The 15,634-nt window shown below is 60.7% G+C and carries 14 protein-coding genes; 7 read left to right on the top strand and 7 right to left on the bottom strand.

Going from position 1 to position 15,634, the window contains the following annotated elements; translation table 11 throughout:
* Positions 1-51: 51 nt before the first annotated feature.
* Together P0D87_RS26640 and P0D87_RS26645 are read left to right on the top strand one after the other, a co-directional pair.
* Positions 52-918 carry a LysR family transcriptional regulator gene (locus P0D87_RS26640; RefSeq protein WP_053859812.1) on the top strand — a complete coding sequence of 289 codons (867 nt, stop codon included), beginning with the start codon at positions 52-54 and terminating at the stop codon, positions 916-918.
* A 135-nt stretch (positions 919-1,053) separates the two neighbouring features.
* Positions 1,054-1,593, top strand: a complete 540-nt coding sequence (locus P0D87_RS26645) for a GNAT family N-acetyltransferase (protein ID WP_053859813.1) — start codon at positions 1,054-1,056, stop codon at positions 1,591-1,593.
* A 61-nt stretch (positions 1,594-1,654) separates the two neighbouring features.
* Here the strand turns inward: P0D87_RS26645 and P0D87_RS26650 are convergent, their stop codons facing one another.
* Positions 1,655-2,383, bottom strand: a complete 729-nt coding sequence (locus P0D87_RS26650; protein WP_053859814.1) for a GNAT family N-acetyltransferase — start codon at positions 2,381-2,383, stop codon at positions 1,655-1,657.
* 116 nt (positions 2,384-2,499) lie between these two features.
* On the opposite strand from P0D87_RS26650, the gene pdxR reads away from it, so the two are divergent.
* The 3 genes from pdxR (at position 2,500) to P0D87_RS26665 (ending at position 5,282) form a co-directional block, all read left to right on the top strand.
* On the top strand, positions 2,500-4,014 hold the full coding sequence (gene pdxR / locus P0D87_RS26655) for a MocR-like pyridoxine biosynthesis transcription factor PdxR (protein WP_053859815.1): 1,515 nt from the start codon (positions 2,500-2,502) through the stop codon (positions 4,012-4,014).
* A gap of 199 nt (positions 4,015-4,213) precedes the next feature.
* Positions 4,214-4,615: a hypothetical protein gene (locus tag P0D87_RS26660; protein WP_006047331.1), complete on the top strand. Its 402-nt coding sequence runs from the start codon at positions 4,214-4,216 to the stop codon at positions 4,613-4,615.
* A 67-nt stretch (positions 4,616-4,682) separates the two neighbouring features.
* Entirely contained in the window at positions 4,683-5,282 is a 600-nt protein-coding gene (locus P0D87_RS26665; RefSeq protein ID WP_053859816.1) for a flavin reductase family protein, read from the top strand.
* Here P0D87_RS26665 and P0D87_RS26670 read toward each other — a convergent pair.
* A complete protein-coding gene (locus P0D87_RS26670) occupies positions 5,189-5,716 on the bottom strand; it encodes a GNAT family N-acetyltransferase (protein WP_053859817.1) in 528 nt (175 codons plus the stop codon). The two genes, P0D87_RS26665 and P0D87_RS26670, sit on opposite strands and share 94 nt — an antisense overlap.
* Before the next feature lie 550 nt (positions 5,717-6,266).
* On the opposite strand from P0D87_RS26670, the gene P0D87_RS26675 reads away from it, so the two are divergent.
* Positions 6,267-8,102, top strand: a complete 1,836-nt coding sequence (locus P0D87_RS26675; RefSeq protein WP_053859818.1) for an ATP-binding protein — start codon at positions 6,267-6,269, stop codon at positions 8,100-8,102.
* A 600-nt stretch (positions 8,103-8,702) separates the two neighbouring features.
* Positions 8,703-9,179: a hypothetical protein gene (locus tag P0D87_RS26680; RefSeq protein ID WP_053859819.1), complete on the top strand. Its 477-nt coding sequence runs from the start codon at positions 8,703-8,705 to the stop codon at positions 9,177-9,179.
* A gap of 93 nt (positions 9,180-9,272) precedes the next feature.
* On the opposite strand, the gene P0D87_RS26685 is transcribed toward P0D87_RS26680, so the two are convergent.
* The 5 genes from P0D87_RS26685 to P0D87_RS26705 all read right to left on the bottom strand — a co-directional run.
* Positions 9,273-10,106 carry an AraC family transcriptional regulator gene (locus P0D87_RS26685; RefSeq protein WP_053859820.1) on the bottom strand — a complete coding sequence of 278 codons (834 nt, stop codon included), beginning with the start codon at positions 10,104-10,106 and terminating at the stop codon, positions 9,273-9,275.
* 210 nt (positions 10,107-10,316) lie between these two features.
* Positions 10,317-11,828, bottom strand: a complete 1,512-nt coding sequence (locus P0D87_RS26690; RefSeq protein WP_053859821.1) for a DHA2 family efflux MFS transporter permease subunit — start codon at positions 11,826-11,828, stop codon at positions 10,317-10,319.
* Between the two features lie 342 nt (positions 11,829-12,170).
* On the bottom strand, positions 12,171-13,151 hold the full coding sequence (locus P0D87_RS26695; protein WP_082367138.1) for a PoNi-like cognate immunity protein: 981 nt from the start codon (positions 13,149-13,151) through the stop codon (positions 12,171-12,173).
* 41 nt (positions 13,152-13,192) lie between these two features.
* The gene (locus P0D87_RS26700) at positions 13,193-14,605 is read right to left on the bottom strand and encodes a hypothetical protein (RefSeq protein ID WP_171800050.1); all 1,413 of its coding nucleotides are present in this window, start codon (positions 14,603-14,605) and stop codon (positions 13,193-13,195) included.
* Positions 14,602-15,634: DUF2345 domain-containing protein (locus P0D87_RS26705; protein WP_408637079.1), on the bottom strand; the 1,033-nt coding region annotated here is incomplete at its 5' end. The genes P0D87_RS26705 and P0D87_RS26700, both read right to left, overlap by 4 nt.

The raw sequence follows: 15,634 nt of genomic DNA on the forward strand, positions 1-15,634 counted from the left end.
TTTGCCTTCGACGATACCTTTTGTGCATCGTTGGAAAAGGGGGATAGCAACGTGATCGACATCAAGCCGCTGCGCTATTTTGTGACGCTTGCTGAGACGCGCCATTTTGGGCGCGCGGCGGCGCGCCTGAACTTGTCGCAGCCTCCGTTGAGCCGCCAACTGGCGGCGCTGGAAGCGAGCCTCGGCGTGACGCTCATTGAGCGCAGCCCGCGCAGCGTCACGCTGACCGCCGCGGGCGAGCGTTTCTACGCGGATGCGAAGGCGATCCTCGCGTCGGTCGAGCAGGCGGTGAGCAATGCGCAGGCAGCGGCGTCGGGCGAAGCGGGCAAGCTCGCCATCGGCTTCACGATGTGCGCGGCCTATAACGTGGTGCCCGGTTATGCGCGTGCATTCGGCGCCGCGTATCCCGAGGTCGCTTTGAGTCTGCGCGAGGTCGTTTCGAACGATCTCGCCGCGCAGGTGGTGGCCGGGCATATCGACGCGGCCATCATGTTTCCGCATGTGCCGGGCAAGGGACTCGCGACGCGCACGATTCTGCGCGAGCCGTTGTGCGTGGCGCTATCGCGTGGTCATCCGCGAGCCCGCGCGCGGCGGCTCAGGATCGCGCAACTGGCCGGCGAACCGTTCGTGCTGGCATCGGAGGAAGTGGCGCCCACGTTGCGCGCGACGATCCTCGAGCATTGCCGCTCGGGCGGCTTCGAGCCCGACATCCGCTTCGAGGTGCAATTGCAGCAGACGGTGCTGAGTCTCGTCGATGAAGGCGTGGGTGTCGCACTCGTGCCGGCTTCAATGCGCAAGGCGCAGTTGGCTGGCGTGGTGTTCAAGCCGCTCGTGGATGCGCCTTTGGTCGAGCAGGTGCTGGCGTGGTCGCCGGCGAATCGTAATCCTTGTTTGGGGCGGTTTTTGGAGTTGGCGTGAGCCGCCGGCGGCAACTAATCGCTGCAATAATTTGCAGACGCGAGGAATCTGCGATGATGCAAGCGCAACGTCTTTGAGCGTCCACGTTCAACTTCTCAATCTTCAAGCTCACTCGCCGAGCCGCCGCTCCCTCAAATGCCCACGCCTCCTTCCACCCTCACCACCCCCCACCTCACCCTCCGCCCACACACGCGCGACGACTTCCTCGACAGCTTCTCTATGTGGTCCGATCCCGAGGTCGTCCGGTACATCGGCGGCAAGCCTTTTGCGCGTGAGGAAGTGTGGGCGCGTCTGCTGCGCTATGCCGGTCACTGGGCGCTGCTCGATTACGGCTATTGGGTAGTCCGCGAAACGGACACCGGGCGCTTTGTCGGCGAAGTGGGTTTCGCCGATTTTCAGCGCGAGATCGAGCCGTCATTGGCGGGCACGCCGGAAATGGGCTGGGCTTTGAGTCCGGCGATGCACGGCAAAGGCTACGCGACGCAAGCCGTGCGCGCCGCGTTGGAATGGGCCGATCAAAAATGGCCGGGCGCTGCAACCGCATGCATCGTCGCGCCGGAGAATGAAGCGTCGCTGCGAGTCGCGCACAAGGCCGGCTATCGCGAGCAGCTTCGCACGACGTATAAAGGTCAGCCGACCATCATGTTCAAGCGCGAGCCAGGCGCGGCGATGTAAAAGCAAAGCCGGCGCGAAAGCCGGCTCAAAAATTCATCGTTCGAACTGATATCAGCGGGACTCAATCAGACGCCGCTCTTCCCCGCGCAATCAAATCCGCCAGCCTTTCCACTTGCCCGCCTTCGGCATCGAAATTGGCATCACTCAGCCAACGCGTATAACTCGGCCGCAACACCGGCCATTCGCTGTCGATAATCGAAAACCACGCCGTATCGCGATTGCGCTGACGATAAACAATCGCCTGACGGAAGATGCCTTCGAACGTGAAGCCGTAACGCAGCGCCGCCGCGCGCGACGGTCCGTTCAACGAATCGCACTTCCATTCGAAGCGCCGATAGCCGAGCTCGTCGAACACATATTGCATCAGCAGAAACATGGCCTCGGTCGCGATGCGCGTTCGCTTCAGACGCGGCGAATAAACGACGTGTCCCACTTCGATCACGCCATTGGCCGGGTCGATGCGCATCAGCGCGAAGGTGCCGACCGCCTTGCCGCTCGCGCTGTCGATCACCGCGTAGTGCAGCGGATCGGCCGATTCGGCGAGCCGCGCCAAATGTTCGCGATACGCCTCTGCACTCTCGAACGGGCCGACGCCGAGATAGGTCCAGTCGCGGCCATCGTCGGCCGAATCGTAGGCTTCGAACAGATCCGCCGCATGGGCGTCGACGTCGACCGCTTCGATCCGGCAATAGCGGCCCGCCAACTGCGCGCGCCCTGGCGGCTTTGCGCCGCGCCACTCGGGCAGCGGCGCGCCGATCGGCTGGTCGAAGGCGTTACGTTGCGGTTCCATGTGTGCACTCCTCGCGTCGTGGGTGTCGTTGATCGTGGAAATCATGGAAGAACGATACGGCAATCGTGGTATGTTAAAAAGATCCAGCTCAATCGAATTCGATAGGTCCAGCCGTCATGATCGAGATTATTGGTCCGCTTGCTCATACGGCCGCGAACCGTGGCAACAGCGACCGCAGCGCCACTGGCAACCCCGCCGGGAAAACCGCGCCGTTGCAAAAGCAGCTGATCGAGCGCCTGCAGCAGGCCATTCTCGGCGGACGCCTGCCGGCCGGATCGCTGCTGCCGTCGTCGCGGCTATTGGCGGCGGAAATGGGCGTGTCGCGCAACACCGTCGTCATCGCGTATGAGCACCTGGCGGCGGTCGGCTATGTGGTCGCCGACAAAAAGGGCACGCGCGTGACCGCGCTCTCGAGCCGCGCGGCGCGCGCCGAGCCGCCCGCGCGACCCGCCGCGCCAAAAGTGGCCTACGCGGCTCGCGTCGGCGAATTCAAGGCGACGCGCACCTACATGGATGGCGCGTTGCCGCTGACGCCCGGCACGCCCGCTTTGGACCGCTTTCCGCTGGCCGCCTGGCGGCGCGCACTCGAACGTTCGATGGAGCGCGCGTTGCCGCTCGCGCTCGGCTACGGCACGCCGGCCGGCGAACCGGCCTTGCGCGACGCCATTGCCGCGCATTTGCGGATGGCCCGCGGCGTGCGCTGCGAGGGCTCGCAGGTGATCATCACCGAGGGCGCGCAGGAGGCGCTGAACCTGTGTGTGCGGCTTTTCACCAATCCCGGCGACGTCGCGTGGATCGAGGACCCCGGCTATCGCGGCGCGAAGGCCGCGTTCAGACAGGGCGACGTGCGCGTTCAGCCGATTCCCGTCGACGAAGAAGGCATGTGCGTGCCGCCCGGCGCGTGGGCCGCACATCCGCCGAAGCTGATTTACACGTCGCCCGCGCACCAGTATCCGACGGGCGCCGTGTTGTCCGTGGCGCGGCGGCTCGAGCTGATTGCCGAGGCGCGGCGCTGCGGCGCGTGGGTGATCGAGGACGATTACGACGGCGAATTCCGCTACTCCGGGGAGCCGATCGCGAGCATGCAGGGGCTCGTGGACGACGCGCCGGTTCTCTACGTCGGCTCGTTCAGCAAGACGATGTTTCCGGCGCTGCGCATCGGCTTCGTGGTGTTGCCGCCCGCCATCGCCGCGCATGCCGAAGTCGCGCTGTACGAGATGCTGCGCGGCGGGCATCGGCTGGAGCAACTCGCGCTCGCGCATTTCATGGAAGGCGGCGAATTCGGGCGGCACCTTGGACGCATGCGGCGGCTTTATCGCGAGCGGCAGCAGGCATTGCGCGAAGCGCTTACGGAGCACTTCGCCGCATCTGAAATTCTCGGCGGCGATTGTGGGATGCATTTGACGCTGCGCTTGCCGGCCGGCATCGACGACGACACGCTGACCGAACGCGCGTTCGCCAGAGGCCTCGCCCCGCGGCCGCTGTCCAGCTTCGCGCTGGAGCAGCGAGCCGGGACCAACGGCCTCGTGATCGGCTACGGCAACACCGCCGCGGAGCAGCTCACGCCGGCCGTCCGCGCGCTCGCGGAACTGGCTGCGGGCATCGAAAAACCGCGTCGGCGTCGCGCATAAGTTTTTGGGTTTGTCCGCGCGGCCCATGTCGCGCTATCGTGTCGTTTATGCGCGGCGACACCGGACACGCGATGTCGACCGATCGCCCGCATCATGTTCCGCGCGCCGTCTGGTGCGCGTCGCCGGATGGCTGTGCAGTCCGGGCATGAAGCTTCCCTTTGGTGTGTTTTCTATGACGATTTATCCGAGTGGAGATGACATGAAGGAAATCGAACCGACCCCGTGGTTTGAACTGGCCGCTCACTCGCCCGCGCGCGACGGCTGGTACGAGGTGCAATTGACGAGCGGGGACACGGCCTTTGCGAAATTCGGCGAGGGCGAGTGGACCGACAAGCCGGACGACGCGTTCACGCACTGGCGCGGGCTGTCCGCCGATCCATCGCAGGCGGCTGACGGCAAGGCGCAAGCCGACGCCGAGGCCACCGCCGACGGCGCCGAAGCCGCACCCGCAGCCGAGGCCAAAGGCGCCGATGAACCTATCGACGCCGAGGCCACTGCGGCGAACGGCGTGCGAGCCGCATGGAACGCGTTTTTCCCCGGCCTCGGGGAAGAGCAGCATAAGCCGGTGGACGCCGTTCCCAACGGCAAAGCGCCGCATTGACGCATGAAGGGCGGCGGCTTGCTGGCTGCCGCCCTGACAAAACCAGACCTTCGGGCAAAAACCAAGTATGCAAGCTACCCGGGAACCCGTGGCATTGCCGCGGGCCACGCAGTTACTCAATCATGGACCTGTGACGATCATCACCAGCGCGCATGGCGGGCGCTCGAACGTGATGGCGGCTTCGTGGGCCATGCCGCTCGACTTCGACCCGCCGAAGGTGATCGTGGTGGTGGACAGCCGCACGCTCACGCGTCAATTGATCGAAGCGAGCGGTGTGTTCGGGCTGCAATTGCCGAGCCGCAAGTTCGCCGCGCAGACGCTGGCCGTGGGCACGAACGCGGGGCTCGAAGTCGACAAGTTCTCAGCCTTTGAACTCGGGACTTTCGCCGCCGAAAAAATCGATGTGCCGATGCTGGCCGGTTGCATCGCGTGGATGGAGTGCAGGGTGATTCCCGACGACAGCCAGCGTCACGATCTGATTATCGGCGAAGTGGTGGCGGCGTACGCGGACAGCCGCGTCTACTCGAACAACCGCTGGCATTTCGGCGACGACCCCGAGCTTCGCACCTGCCATTACGTCGCGGGCGGGACGTTTTTTGCCACGGGCGAAGCGTTCGAGGTGTCGCCTGCGGCAAATGCCTTGAGCGCTTCGCCGGCGAGCCGGTAGCGCACCCATTCGCTTTGCGCGCTCGCGCCGATGGATTCATAGAAACCGATGGCGGGCGCATTCCAGTCGAGCACGCTCCATTCGAAGCGGCCGCAGCCGGTCTCGCATGCGATGGCCGCGAGGTGGCGCAGCATCAGTTTGCCCGCGCCGCTGCCGCGCGCTTTCGGCGACACGTACAGGTCTTCGAGATACAGGCCTTTTTTGCCGAGCCACGTCGAGTAAGAAAAGAAGTAGACGCAAAAGCCGATGGGCTCGCCGTTCATTTCGCAGATGAGCGCGGTTGCTGTCGATGCGTCGGAGAATAGGCTTGCTTCGATGTCTGCGACGGTGGCGACGACTTCATGCTCGGCCTTCTCGTACACCGCGAGTTCGGTGATGAAGTGGAGGATGAGCGGGGCGTCGGAGGCGGTGGCGGGGCGGAGGTGGGTGGTCAAGGGGGTGGGGTAGATTCGGTTCGTGCGATGGGTGCTGTGGATACTCGCCAGCGTGCAGAGCTTCATTTGGCTGGCGCGCCATTTAGCTTAGACGGGAAGCATAGCAGGGACGCGTAGGGGTTGTTTAAACATGGGTTCGTCAAGATTCGTCACAGGCACTTGGCGAGTTTTTAGGGTGCTGCGAAGATACCCGCTTGCGATGGAAACGCCGCGTTCGGCCGCAAGCCGCCGTTGCGTCATGGGACGGACGTATAGGTGTCGGCTTTGCCCAGTAACCCGCCACTCGATTGTTGCAGTCGAACGCTCTTTCATCGACAGCTCTTGGCGAAAGCCAATAGGGTTCAGATAGCGAGGTACAGACGACTGGCATGGATCCATAAGCACTTCTCATGCCGCGGCGCGCATGGTCTAATATTCGGCGCGAGGCAAACCTGCTCTGATTCTGTCGCGTCATTCTTGGCGGCTTTGGCTGGATGACAAAGTCACTCGGATTGAAGTCGAATTCTTATGCGAGCGGATCTTTAACCCCTCTGAGTTACCGGACAAGCACATGGCAAAGATCAACCTGAGAAAATTTATTGCCGAGCATTACAAAGGGGGAGTAACTGTCCGGGATGTAATCCGTGAGGCTCTTACGAACGCCATCCATGCAGGGGGCAAGCGTATCTCTGTTGATCTGCAGTTCGTTGAAAGGAACGGGCAAATAATTCCTGGAACCGAAGAGAGGAAGTTTCTTGAGAATATCGCTATCGTGGACGACGGCGAAGGTTTCACGTCTCAGAACCTTCAATATTTTGACGAGGTTTGCACTAGCCACAAAGACAGTATTGGCGGAAAAGGCGTCGGTCGGCTGGCGTTTCTGAAATATGCTAATCTCGTCGAGATACGAAGTCAGTTGCAAAATGAGTTAATCGAATTCAACTACACGCCAGACTTTAATCCAGAAAAAGTCAAAAAAACGCCGATTCGTGGTCCCCAAAGCACCAGTATTGTCCTGGGGAACCTTAAAGATAAGATCAATACTCATGTTGCGAAACTGATCAATTCGATCTGCGACGATCTTCGGCTGATATTGTTTTTGAAGTATCAGCAGGGACATGATATTGAATTAACATTCACCCATAACTCAAATCAGCAGTTTGAAAATCCATTTTCGTTCTCAGGAAAGAACATAAAGGCATTGGCCGAAAGAGAGTTTGATCTCGACGAAGAGAAATTCAAGTGCTATCTCTTTAGGGACGAACTGCCAAGGAAAGGCATTGTTGCAATGCTCTGCGCAGACGAACTTTGCATTGAGGAGTATGTTATCAGCAGGCGCTTTGACGTCTGCAGACATCTTATTTTTGTGACGTCAACGTATTTTAACAATCGTTCAAATCTCGAACGTCAGAGGCTTGAGCTACCGAAAACTGACGACGATGTAGACATGGCCTCTCACATCAGTCGCGAAAAAATTACGCTGCGGATTCGTGAAGAATGCATGGCAATGATCAACGAAACGGCCAGCGGGGATATTGATGCGTTTAGATCAAGCAATATTAACAAGTTGAAGAAATACTACCCCTTTATCAACATCAACTCGGTGGGAGACGACGTAGCATTACTTGATGCTGATGAAGTAGTGAAAACATACAGGGCACAACAGGCGCGTCGGGAAGACCAGCTTGTAGACGCATTGGAGACTGGTAAATACGTCTCAATGGATGATGTTTCTCACTTGGCTAGCGACGACCTTGCGAGGTTCATCGTTCATCGTGCATTGGTGATCGACTCGCTCGCGAAGATGCCGCCTAGCAGTGCGGAGGATGCCATTCACAACGCCATTCTTCCGAAGAGAAATAGCGGAAATGAAATTAGAGAAAATAACGTATGGTTGGTTGATGACAAATTTTTGTCTTACTCCAGCATCTACAGTGACGAAACGCTGACGAAGATCGTTCAAGAAGTTGGAAAAGATGTCGAAACTAAGCAAAAGAGAAAGCCAGACGTTGCGGTGTTTTTCTCAAAGGATGATGAAAATCATCCGAACAAATTAGTGGTCATCGAGTTTAAAAAACCGGGCGCCGATATATTCGACAACAATAAAGCTTTGCTGCAATGTAGGCTTTACTCCGGTGAGCTGGCAGACAAAATAAAAACCGTAAGAGAGGTTTTTGCATTTTCTATTGTTGAAATTGATGACGAATTTTACAGGGATATGAAGCAAACCGGATTCAAAGACGTTTTCTCTTTAACGGAGCGAGTCGTCTATAACGACTTCTTGATTGGATCCGATACCAACATTCCTCTCCATCTATATGTGATGCCGTCTTCCGCGCTTATTAAGGATGCCAAGGCTAGAAATCGCGTGTTTGAAGAGGTGCTTCAATTCGACATGACGAATTAGTACACGGTCGTCATTCCGGTACCCATCGTTCGGGCGCTTTAGTACCGACAACGAAGCCGTATCCCGTTCGGGGAATGACCAACTGCGAGTCAAACCAAGGACTATGAGGCTCGTAAAGTGGAGCACTGGCGTTGGACTCCCGGCAGACAGCCGATATGAGTAAACATTGCGTAATCTCCTTGCGCCATGCGTTTTGCCGTAGGTCGTTCAAGAGAACGCCTAAAGGTGCTGTTAATAAGGGCTCTTTGCCCGGCAAGGGAGGCTCGCGTCCTACCCGTCCTATCCCCTTCGGCTAAATCAACAAACATCGGCCGCGGGACTTGCAGCAACCTCAATCGCGTCCCTTATAATCATCCAGTCGCCGGGAGACACCCAGCGACCAGGTTTGACAGCCTGACGTTCCAACCGCACACCCGCTCAGGCGGGTCGTGCGTCTATCTCTGCACGTCTATATTTCAATGGGCGGGCGGTGGTGGGGGAGCCGAAAGGCTCGCCGGATTGTTGGAACGCCGGTCTGTCAACCACATCACATGCCCGCTCACCCCTTCCCTAAAGAACCGAGTGCCCGGGCGACCCACCGAAACACAGGGAGATCGCACCATGACCAAAAAGTCACTCAAGCTTCAACCCACGACGCCCACCCGTCCCCCCGTCGACGCCCTCCAATACGAAAAGCTCGCCCTCTCAGCCTTCGACCTCTGCGACCGGAGCCTGACGCAATTGGACACACTGATCACACTCGCGTCGTCGATACATAGGAATCCTGCGCTCACGCGCGACGACCGTCAGCGTCGCCAGAAGCTGATCGAATTGCTGGTGGACACGGCAGAGCAATATCAGCAGGAACTCGAATGCGACCGCGAGCTCTTTCAGGTCATCGCGTTGGATGCAAAGGGCGTCCCGCACAGCCGCATCACCGCGCGCCATGCGGCGAATCTGCTCGCGGAGGCAGCGCAGAAAGGCGGCGCGTCGCAGGAGGCTACGGCAAACGGAAAACGCGGCAAAACGTCGTCCGCGAAAAACGCCGCTGCATTGGGAGTGGACTCGACGCCGCAGCCGCTCGCCGCGCCTCACTGAGTCGCAAAGACAAAGGCAAAAGCAAACGGCAAAGACCACGGCGGGCAGCATAAAAATGCCCGCCCAACGCACCCATCCACAAACCAACCCGGATCACGCCTTCAAAGGCAACCAGATCTCCAACCCGCCCATCCCGCTAACCGGATCGAACTTCTCGTCGTAGCGCTCGAAGTTGGGCGCATCGGCGGGAAGGTGTCCTGATGCCGGCAGCCACGTGTTCCAGATCGTGTTCCACGTGCGCCGTATCGTCGACACATGCTCGCGATGGCTGAACACCGCATAGCGCTGTGCGGCAATCCGCAAGCGGCTGAATTCGGCGGGCAAGGCTGAGAAGTCGCCGACTTCGACGCCGCACAGGTAGTCGATGTTGCCGGCATCGTCCGCGTTGTAGCAGACGCCATACGCGACGTTGCCCACCTGGCCCGGCACTTTGCCGAAGTACTCGTTAAAGCGCTGCCACTGCGATGGAATCGCGGCGGCGCTCTCGCACGTATAGCGCTCGCTCAGACCCGCGACGAGAAACGGCCTGCCGTCTTCAAAGCGCGGCGGCTCCAGATGCGTGAGAAGAGTTTCGTCCATTTTGATCGGCTCCACGATGACAAGATTGTCGAGATGACCACGCGCGCGCAGCGCTTCGGGCGTGAGCCCGAATTGCTCGCGAAACGCGCGCGTGAATGCTTCGTGAGAGCCGTAACCGGCGTCGATGGCAACCGTCAGTATGTCCGGCGCGCCGTCCGCGAGCCGACGCGCAGCCTCGCTCAAGCGACGCCCGCGGACGTAGCGCATGACCGGCACGCCCGTCGCCGCTTCGAAAGCACGCGCGAGGTGAAAGCGCGACACGCATCCACAGTGGGCGATGTCGTCGAGCGTGAGTTCTTCGGCAAAGTGGCTTTCGATAAACCACAGCGCTTTTCCAACCGGATTCATAGCGGCTCTCATGTCAGCATGAAGCCAGCATAGCCAGGCGCAACCGCGTGCGTTTGATCGCGCTTGCGGTTTTGCAATTCATGCACGCGATGCAAGCGGCGCGACCGTTGCGACCACGGCGACCAAGCGTGAGCGCGACAGCCAGCCCACGCTCAGCAGCCAGCGAGCCGCGTGCCGCGCATCACGTCGCGCACCACGCGACGCGTCCGATCAAACGTTCTCCGTCGCCGCCGTATTCCCCGCCGAACGCGGACGTTCGGCAGCGGCCACGCCATGTCCATCACCCGCATCCGCATGAGCAGCAGCATCCGCAGCGCCCGGCCGTCCCGCGCGCAGCATCACACCGCCGATCACGCCCGCCGCCGCCGCGAAGATCGCGCCGACCGCAAACGCGACGTGATAGCCGCTGTTGAGCGCGGCGAGCGCGTTTTGCGTCGACAGCATCTCGCCGCTGCGCGCGGCCGCGAGACTCGCGAGCACCGCGAGGCCGAGTGCGCCGCCCATCATGAACGACGTATTGACGATGCCCGACGCGAGCCCGGAATCGGCGGGATCGACGTCGCTCATCGCCGCGAGCAACATGGGATTGAACGCGATGCCCGCGCCGAAGCCGAGCAGCATCATGCCGGGCAACACATCGACGATGAAGCTGCCGCCCACCGGCGCGCGCGCGAACAGCGCAAGACCGCACGCGGCAACCAGCAGACCCACCGCGAGCGGAATCCGCAGACCGAAGCGCATCACGACGCGCGCCGACAGTCCCAGCGAAAAGAATCCCATGATGAGGTTCGCCGGCAAAAACGCGAGCCCGACTTGCAGCGGCCGATACCCGAGCACGCGCTGCAAATACAGTGCGGAAATGAAGAACCACGCAAACATCGCCGCGGCCCACAGCACGCCGACGACATTCGCGGTCGCCACGTTACGCAAGCGGAACAGGCCGAGCGGCATCAACGGATGCTGAACGCGCGACTCGATGATCAGGAACGCGGCGAGCAACGCAAGCGCGACGAGCAGCAAGCCGAGCGTTTGCGCCGACGTCCAGCCGGCTTCGTTGCCGTTGACCACGGCATAGACGGCGAGCATCAACGAAACGGTGACCGACACGGCGCCGGCGACGTCGAGTCGTTCGCCATGCGCGTGACCGCGCGCGGACGGCAGCAGCGCGACGCACAGCGCGTACACGGCAATGCCGATAGGCAGATTGACGAGGAAGATCCAGTGCCAGCTCAGCAGGTTGGTCAGCAATCCGCCGAGCAGCACGCCGATGCTGCCGCCGCCCGCGCAGACGAAGCCATACACGCCCATCGCTTTCGCACGCTCGCCTGGCTCCGTGAACAGATTCATGATGAGCGACAGCGACACGGCCGACACGATAGCGCCGCCCAGGCCCTGCACGGCGCGCGCGCAGATCAGCAGGATCTGCGAATTGGCGAGGCCGCACGCGAGCGATGCCACGGTGAAGAGCGTAATGCCGCCGAGAAACAATCTGCGATGACCGTACAGATCGCCGAGCCGTCCACCGAGCAGCAGACAGCCGCCGAACGTCAGCATGTACGCGTTGACGACCCATACGAGCGATGTTTCCGTGAAGCCGAGATCCGCGGCGATAGAAGGCAACGCGACGTTCACGATGGTCGTATCGAGCACGATCATCAGCACACCGAGGCACAGCACCATGAGCGCGAGCCAGCGCTTATTGCCGTGGATGGAATGGGTCATGCGAAGGCTCCTGTGCCGCGATCGTTTGAAATTGCCGGCGGCTTCGAGCAAACGTGGGCTGTTTCAATGCGATGCCGGACGGGCCCGCCGCCCGGCGCGATGTTGATCAACCGGATGTTGACCAACGTATTGGCAAGTTGTTGAGGGCGAGGGGTTTTTCAGTCTAGCACTCGCGAGTTTTGCGTCACAACTACGAATTCCTGGGCGGGTGGGGCGTACGTCGACGGCCTCGGCACGGTCTGCACCGATCAGAACCCAGACTGGCGGTGAACAGAAGAATGGCGACGTCTTTCGATGTTCGCACGTTCGCACGTTCGCTCGGCGTCAGGCGTCAGGCGTACTTCATTCGATGCGAGTGGGTCCACCGTCTTCGCGTGACATCACAATCCATGTCACTGGCCCTTCGCGACGGTCGCGACCGATGCCCTCGGGGAACACATCGCCTTCCCTGAACATGCGCTCCTGGAGGAACGCCCCCGGCGATTCCAGCACGCCCCAGCGGCCTGCGTGCGGGCAGCGCTCGCCGGTCCTGCGTGAGATGTGCGGCTTCTGGACTTCGCCCCGCGGAGCCGTCGCCTGCTCGCGCGCGAAGTCCACCAGGTCCTTCGGATAGAAACGCATGTCGCGGTAGCTGCTGTCGTCAACATTCCATAGCAGCGTCACCAGCCCGGCTTCGAAGGACCAGTAGCCGAAGAAGAACACGCCAAGATTTTTGTGGCCGTCATACCAGTAGCAGTCTTTCATGCCGCCGTACCATCGCTTGAGGTAATTGGCCATCGCTTTTTGCTGTTCCTCGCCCTGCGCCTCTGTTGCCCGGAGCAGGTCCGCGTAGGGCTTCTCGTGAATCAGCGATTCACCCGGCAATGACACGCCGAAGCGGCTAAACAGGCGACTCACGAGCACGTCCTGGCCGTCCTCGGGATCGGTGCTGATCCACGTCGCGATCGTCGTTACCCATTCCTTCAGTCCGAGGAGCGCGGCCAGCGACAGCAGCCACATCACGTACTGATAGGCGTCAGGTTCCCAAAGCTTGAGTTTCGAGCCTGTACGCGCGTAATAGCCCTGGAATAAATCGAATACCCGCTGCGCATACGGTCTCAGTGATGTTATGTCCTCACCAGCTGAATACCGCGCGATGAGAATACGCAACGCGTCGCCTACCTGAGACCACATCAATTGCCTTTTATGTCCCGGAAATTTTTCCGGGGCAGCAAGCATTTGCTCAAGCTTCCCCTGTCGGTTTTCCTTGTACTCCAGCTTCTCCCGGTAGTGATGCTCGGGAAGCAAAGGCTCGCGCTTGATCTTGTTAAATGGTTCATTCATTTTCGTAGCTATCCCTTTGTATGCTCACCGGACAAAGCCATTTAGTTCACTGCCACGGTAACAGGCTGTCCCGCAGCATCGAGCAACGCATTAGCGTTCTCATCGAGGTTGGTAATGCTTGTTACCTTGCCATTCTCGTCAACGACCATTAGCCAAGCCTCGTACCCTTCGTCAATGATCATGTCTGCTTTCTCGTCGTCGCCAACTGCCTGCGTAAGCCTGTCGGTAATCCACTCCGAACTCATTTGTTTGCCCGACCCCTTGGTCATGGGCAACTGGCTCGGGCTGAAGTTTCCTCCGGTCCTGAACTTCGTCTCTGTAATCACGTATGGCGGTGGCGGCTCATTGTTCCTATACACGCCGTCGATACCCCGGCCCGTCGGCTTCTCTTCCAGCAGGCGCATCTGCCGGTCCGCTGACAGTTCCGACGTGAACTTCCGCGCCTTCATCCAATCGTCGCTGACCTGCTCGCCAAAAATACCCTTCCGCGCGCTACTCATCTTTGCGACATCGTCGCGATGCACGTTACTGCTTTCCGTCTGAGCTTCCTGCGGCTTCGGCGATTCACCGCCGTGCGCCGCACCGCCCGCTGCCTCCGCGCCATCGCGCAGCATCGGCAACAGTTTCGCTGGCCCGCCGATGCCCGGGCTCACGCGCACCTTCGGCGGCGTCACCACCTCGGGCTTCGGAGCCGGGACGCCCGCATAGGCCGGATGATACGTCGGCGGCAACGTGTCCTTCAGCAGCTTCTGCAACGCCTCGTCCAGTTTCGCCAGCGCCTGCGGAACCTGCTTCACTGCGTGGGTCTGTACCGCATAGAAGCGCTTCTCCATGCGCTCGAGTTCGGCTAACGCTGCCTGCGCCCGCCCGATGTATTCGATCCGGCTTAGAAGTCCTTTCGCATACCTGATTTTCTCCAGCACCCACCGGAAAAACCTGTCGAGGTTTTTTACCAGCGGGTCGCCATAGTCGGCGAAGTGAATCTTATCAAGCAGCCTGACGATGTTGCCCTTCGTGAAGCGTGCCAAAAAGCCAACCACCCTTTCGAGCACCAGACCGCTCCGTTCGATCAGCAGCAGACATACCGTGCGGATCACGGCGGCGGCTTCGTCGCCAACCATTGCTCCCGCAAGCCCACCCACCGCCGCACAGATCGCCGGGCCAAACACGCCCAGCGCCGATGCAACCAGGATCACCCACTCCTGCCACTCCGGATGGGCGGCGTTCTCAACGTCAGTCGATGTGCCTTCATACCGTCTGCCGAGCCGCAGGCTCACCGCCGCGAGATCGCGCGCACTCGTCACAACCACCGCGCCGGGGACCATGATCGCCGCCAGCATGTCGGCCACGATCACGCTCGTGGGTCTGTCTTCCGCGAATTCCCCATAGGCAAGCGACCTGAGCCAGTTCAGGGTGCCCACGGCATCGTCCCACACGTCGCCGAGCGTACTCATGCCTTGCTCCCGGCCGACGGCACCAGTTCGCGCAGGTCCTCATCTGCGGCGACGCTGTGGATGCTGCCATGGTGATTCGGGTCGTCCAGATACCTGACCTTCGCATCCGTGCCAGCGGGCACGCCACTCAGGCGCATGTAGCCGTCGGCGTCGAGCATGCCCCGCTGCGAGCGGCCATTGATCCAGGCCACATAGCTGCATCCCGCGACCGGCGAGCCGTCGGGGTAGACATGCCGGAACTCGAGATCTGTGGCGACGGGCGCTGCACGCGGTATGGACGGCATGGGCGTATTCATCGACGCCTTGCCCTGTTTCTGCACAGTGATGGTCTTGAAGAACAGGTCGAACGGACCGCCGAGCGTAATGCTGCCGTCCTTCAACTGGATGAACGCGCCGCCGCATTCCAGGATGATTTCTTTCGCGGCGGCCAGATTGACCTTGCCGTTGACGCTGGCAACGTTCAGGTCTCTGTCCGCGATGAACGACATCGGGCCGTCCTGCGCCTGGATTTCGACCGCACCTTTGGCCGCGAATATCTTCAGCCCGGACTTCTGCGCGAACAGCGAAATCCTTTTACCCGCAGCGACCGTGAAGCGCTTCAGCACACTCCAGTCGGCACTCTTTCCGGCGACAGCCGAGATACTGTCCTGCGCCGAAAGCTGCACGCCGCCACCCGCGACAATAGCCGCCGATGCAGGCGTGCTCATCAGCAGCGCCGGCTGCTTCAGGCCGTCGAAACCCTCCTTCATCTGCTGCTGCGCATCAGTGTCGGCAGGCTCGGCCTTTGCACCGCTGGCCGAACTGGCCAGCGCCTTTGCAAGCTCCAGCGCGCTCTCAAGCTGCGCGATGGTTTCCTGCATGTCGAGCTGCTGACCGGTTGCAGCAGGGCGGTCATATGCGCTCAGATGCAGTCCCTTGCCCGCGCGATTCCCCCCGTAGCCCGATGTCCTCAGTTCATAGCCTTCACCCCTTTGCTCGAGCTTGCTGTTGACGAGGTAGCCGAGGTTCAGTTGCGACTTGCCCGAGTGT

The organism is Paraburkholderia sp. RL17-368-BIF-A, assembly GCF_046054045.1.
In the GTDB taxonomy this organism is placed as follows: Bacteria; Pseudomonadota; Gammaproteobacteria; order Burkholderiales; family Burkholderiaceae; genus Paraburkholderia; species Paraburkholderia graminis.

What these genes read in the sequence shown, in the direction of transcription:
- P0D87_RS26650 (WP_053859814.1), bottom strand. Translation starts at nt 2,383, where the DNA reads ATGGAACCGCAACGTAACGCCTTCGACCAGCCGATCGGCGCGCCGCTG.
- P0D87_RS26660 (WP_006047331.1), top strand. Translation starts at nt 4,214, where the DNA reads ATGAAGGAAATCGAACCGACCCCGTGGTTTGAACTGGCCGCTCACTCG.
- P0D87_RS26690 (WP_053859821.1), bottom strand. Translation starts at nt 11,828, where the DNA reads ATGACCCATTCCATCCACGGCAATAAGCGCTGGCTCGCGCTCATGGTG.
- P0D87_RS26665 (WP_053859816.1), top strand. Translation starts at nt 4,683, where the DNA reads ATGCAAGCTACCCGGGAACCCGTGGCATTGCCGCGGGCCACGCAGTTA.
- P0D87_RS26645 (WP_053859813.1), top strand. Translation starts at nt 1,054, where the DNA reads ATGCCCACGCCTCCTTCCACCCTCACCACCCCCCACCTCACCCTCCGC.
- pdxR (WP_053859815.1), top strand. Translation starts at nt 2,500, where the DNA reads ATGATCGAGATTATTGGTCCGCTTGCTCATACGGCCGCGAACCGTGGC.
- P0D87_RS26675 (WP_053859818.1), top strand. Translation starts at nt 6,267, where the DNA reads ATGGCAAAGATCAACCTGAGAAAATTTATTGCCGAGCATTACAAAGGG.
- P0D87_RS26695 (WP_082367138.1), bottom strand. Translation starts at nt 13,151, where the DNA reads ATGAATGAACCATTTAACAAGATCAAGCGCGAGCCTTTGCTTCCCGAG.
- P0D87_RS26700 (WP_171800050.1), bottom strand. Translation starts at nt 14,605, where the DNA reads ATGAGTACGCTCGGCGACGTGTGGGACGATGCCGTGGGCACCCTGAAC.
- P0D87_RS26680 (WP_053859819.1), top strand. Translation starts at nt 8,703, where the DNA reads ATGACCAAAAAGTCACTCAAGCTTCAACCCACGACGCCCACCCGTCCC.
- P0D87_RS26685 (WP_053859820.1), bottom strand. Translation starts at nt 10,106, where the DNA reads ATGAATCCGGTTGGAAAAGCGCTGTGGTTTATCGAAAGCCACTTTGCC.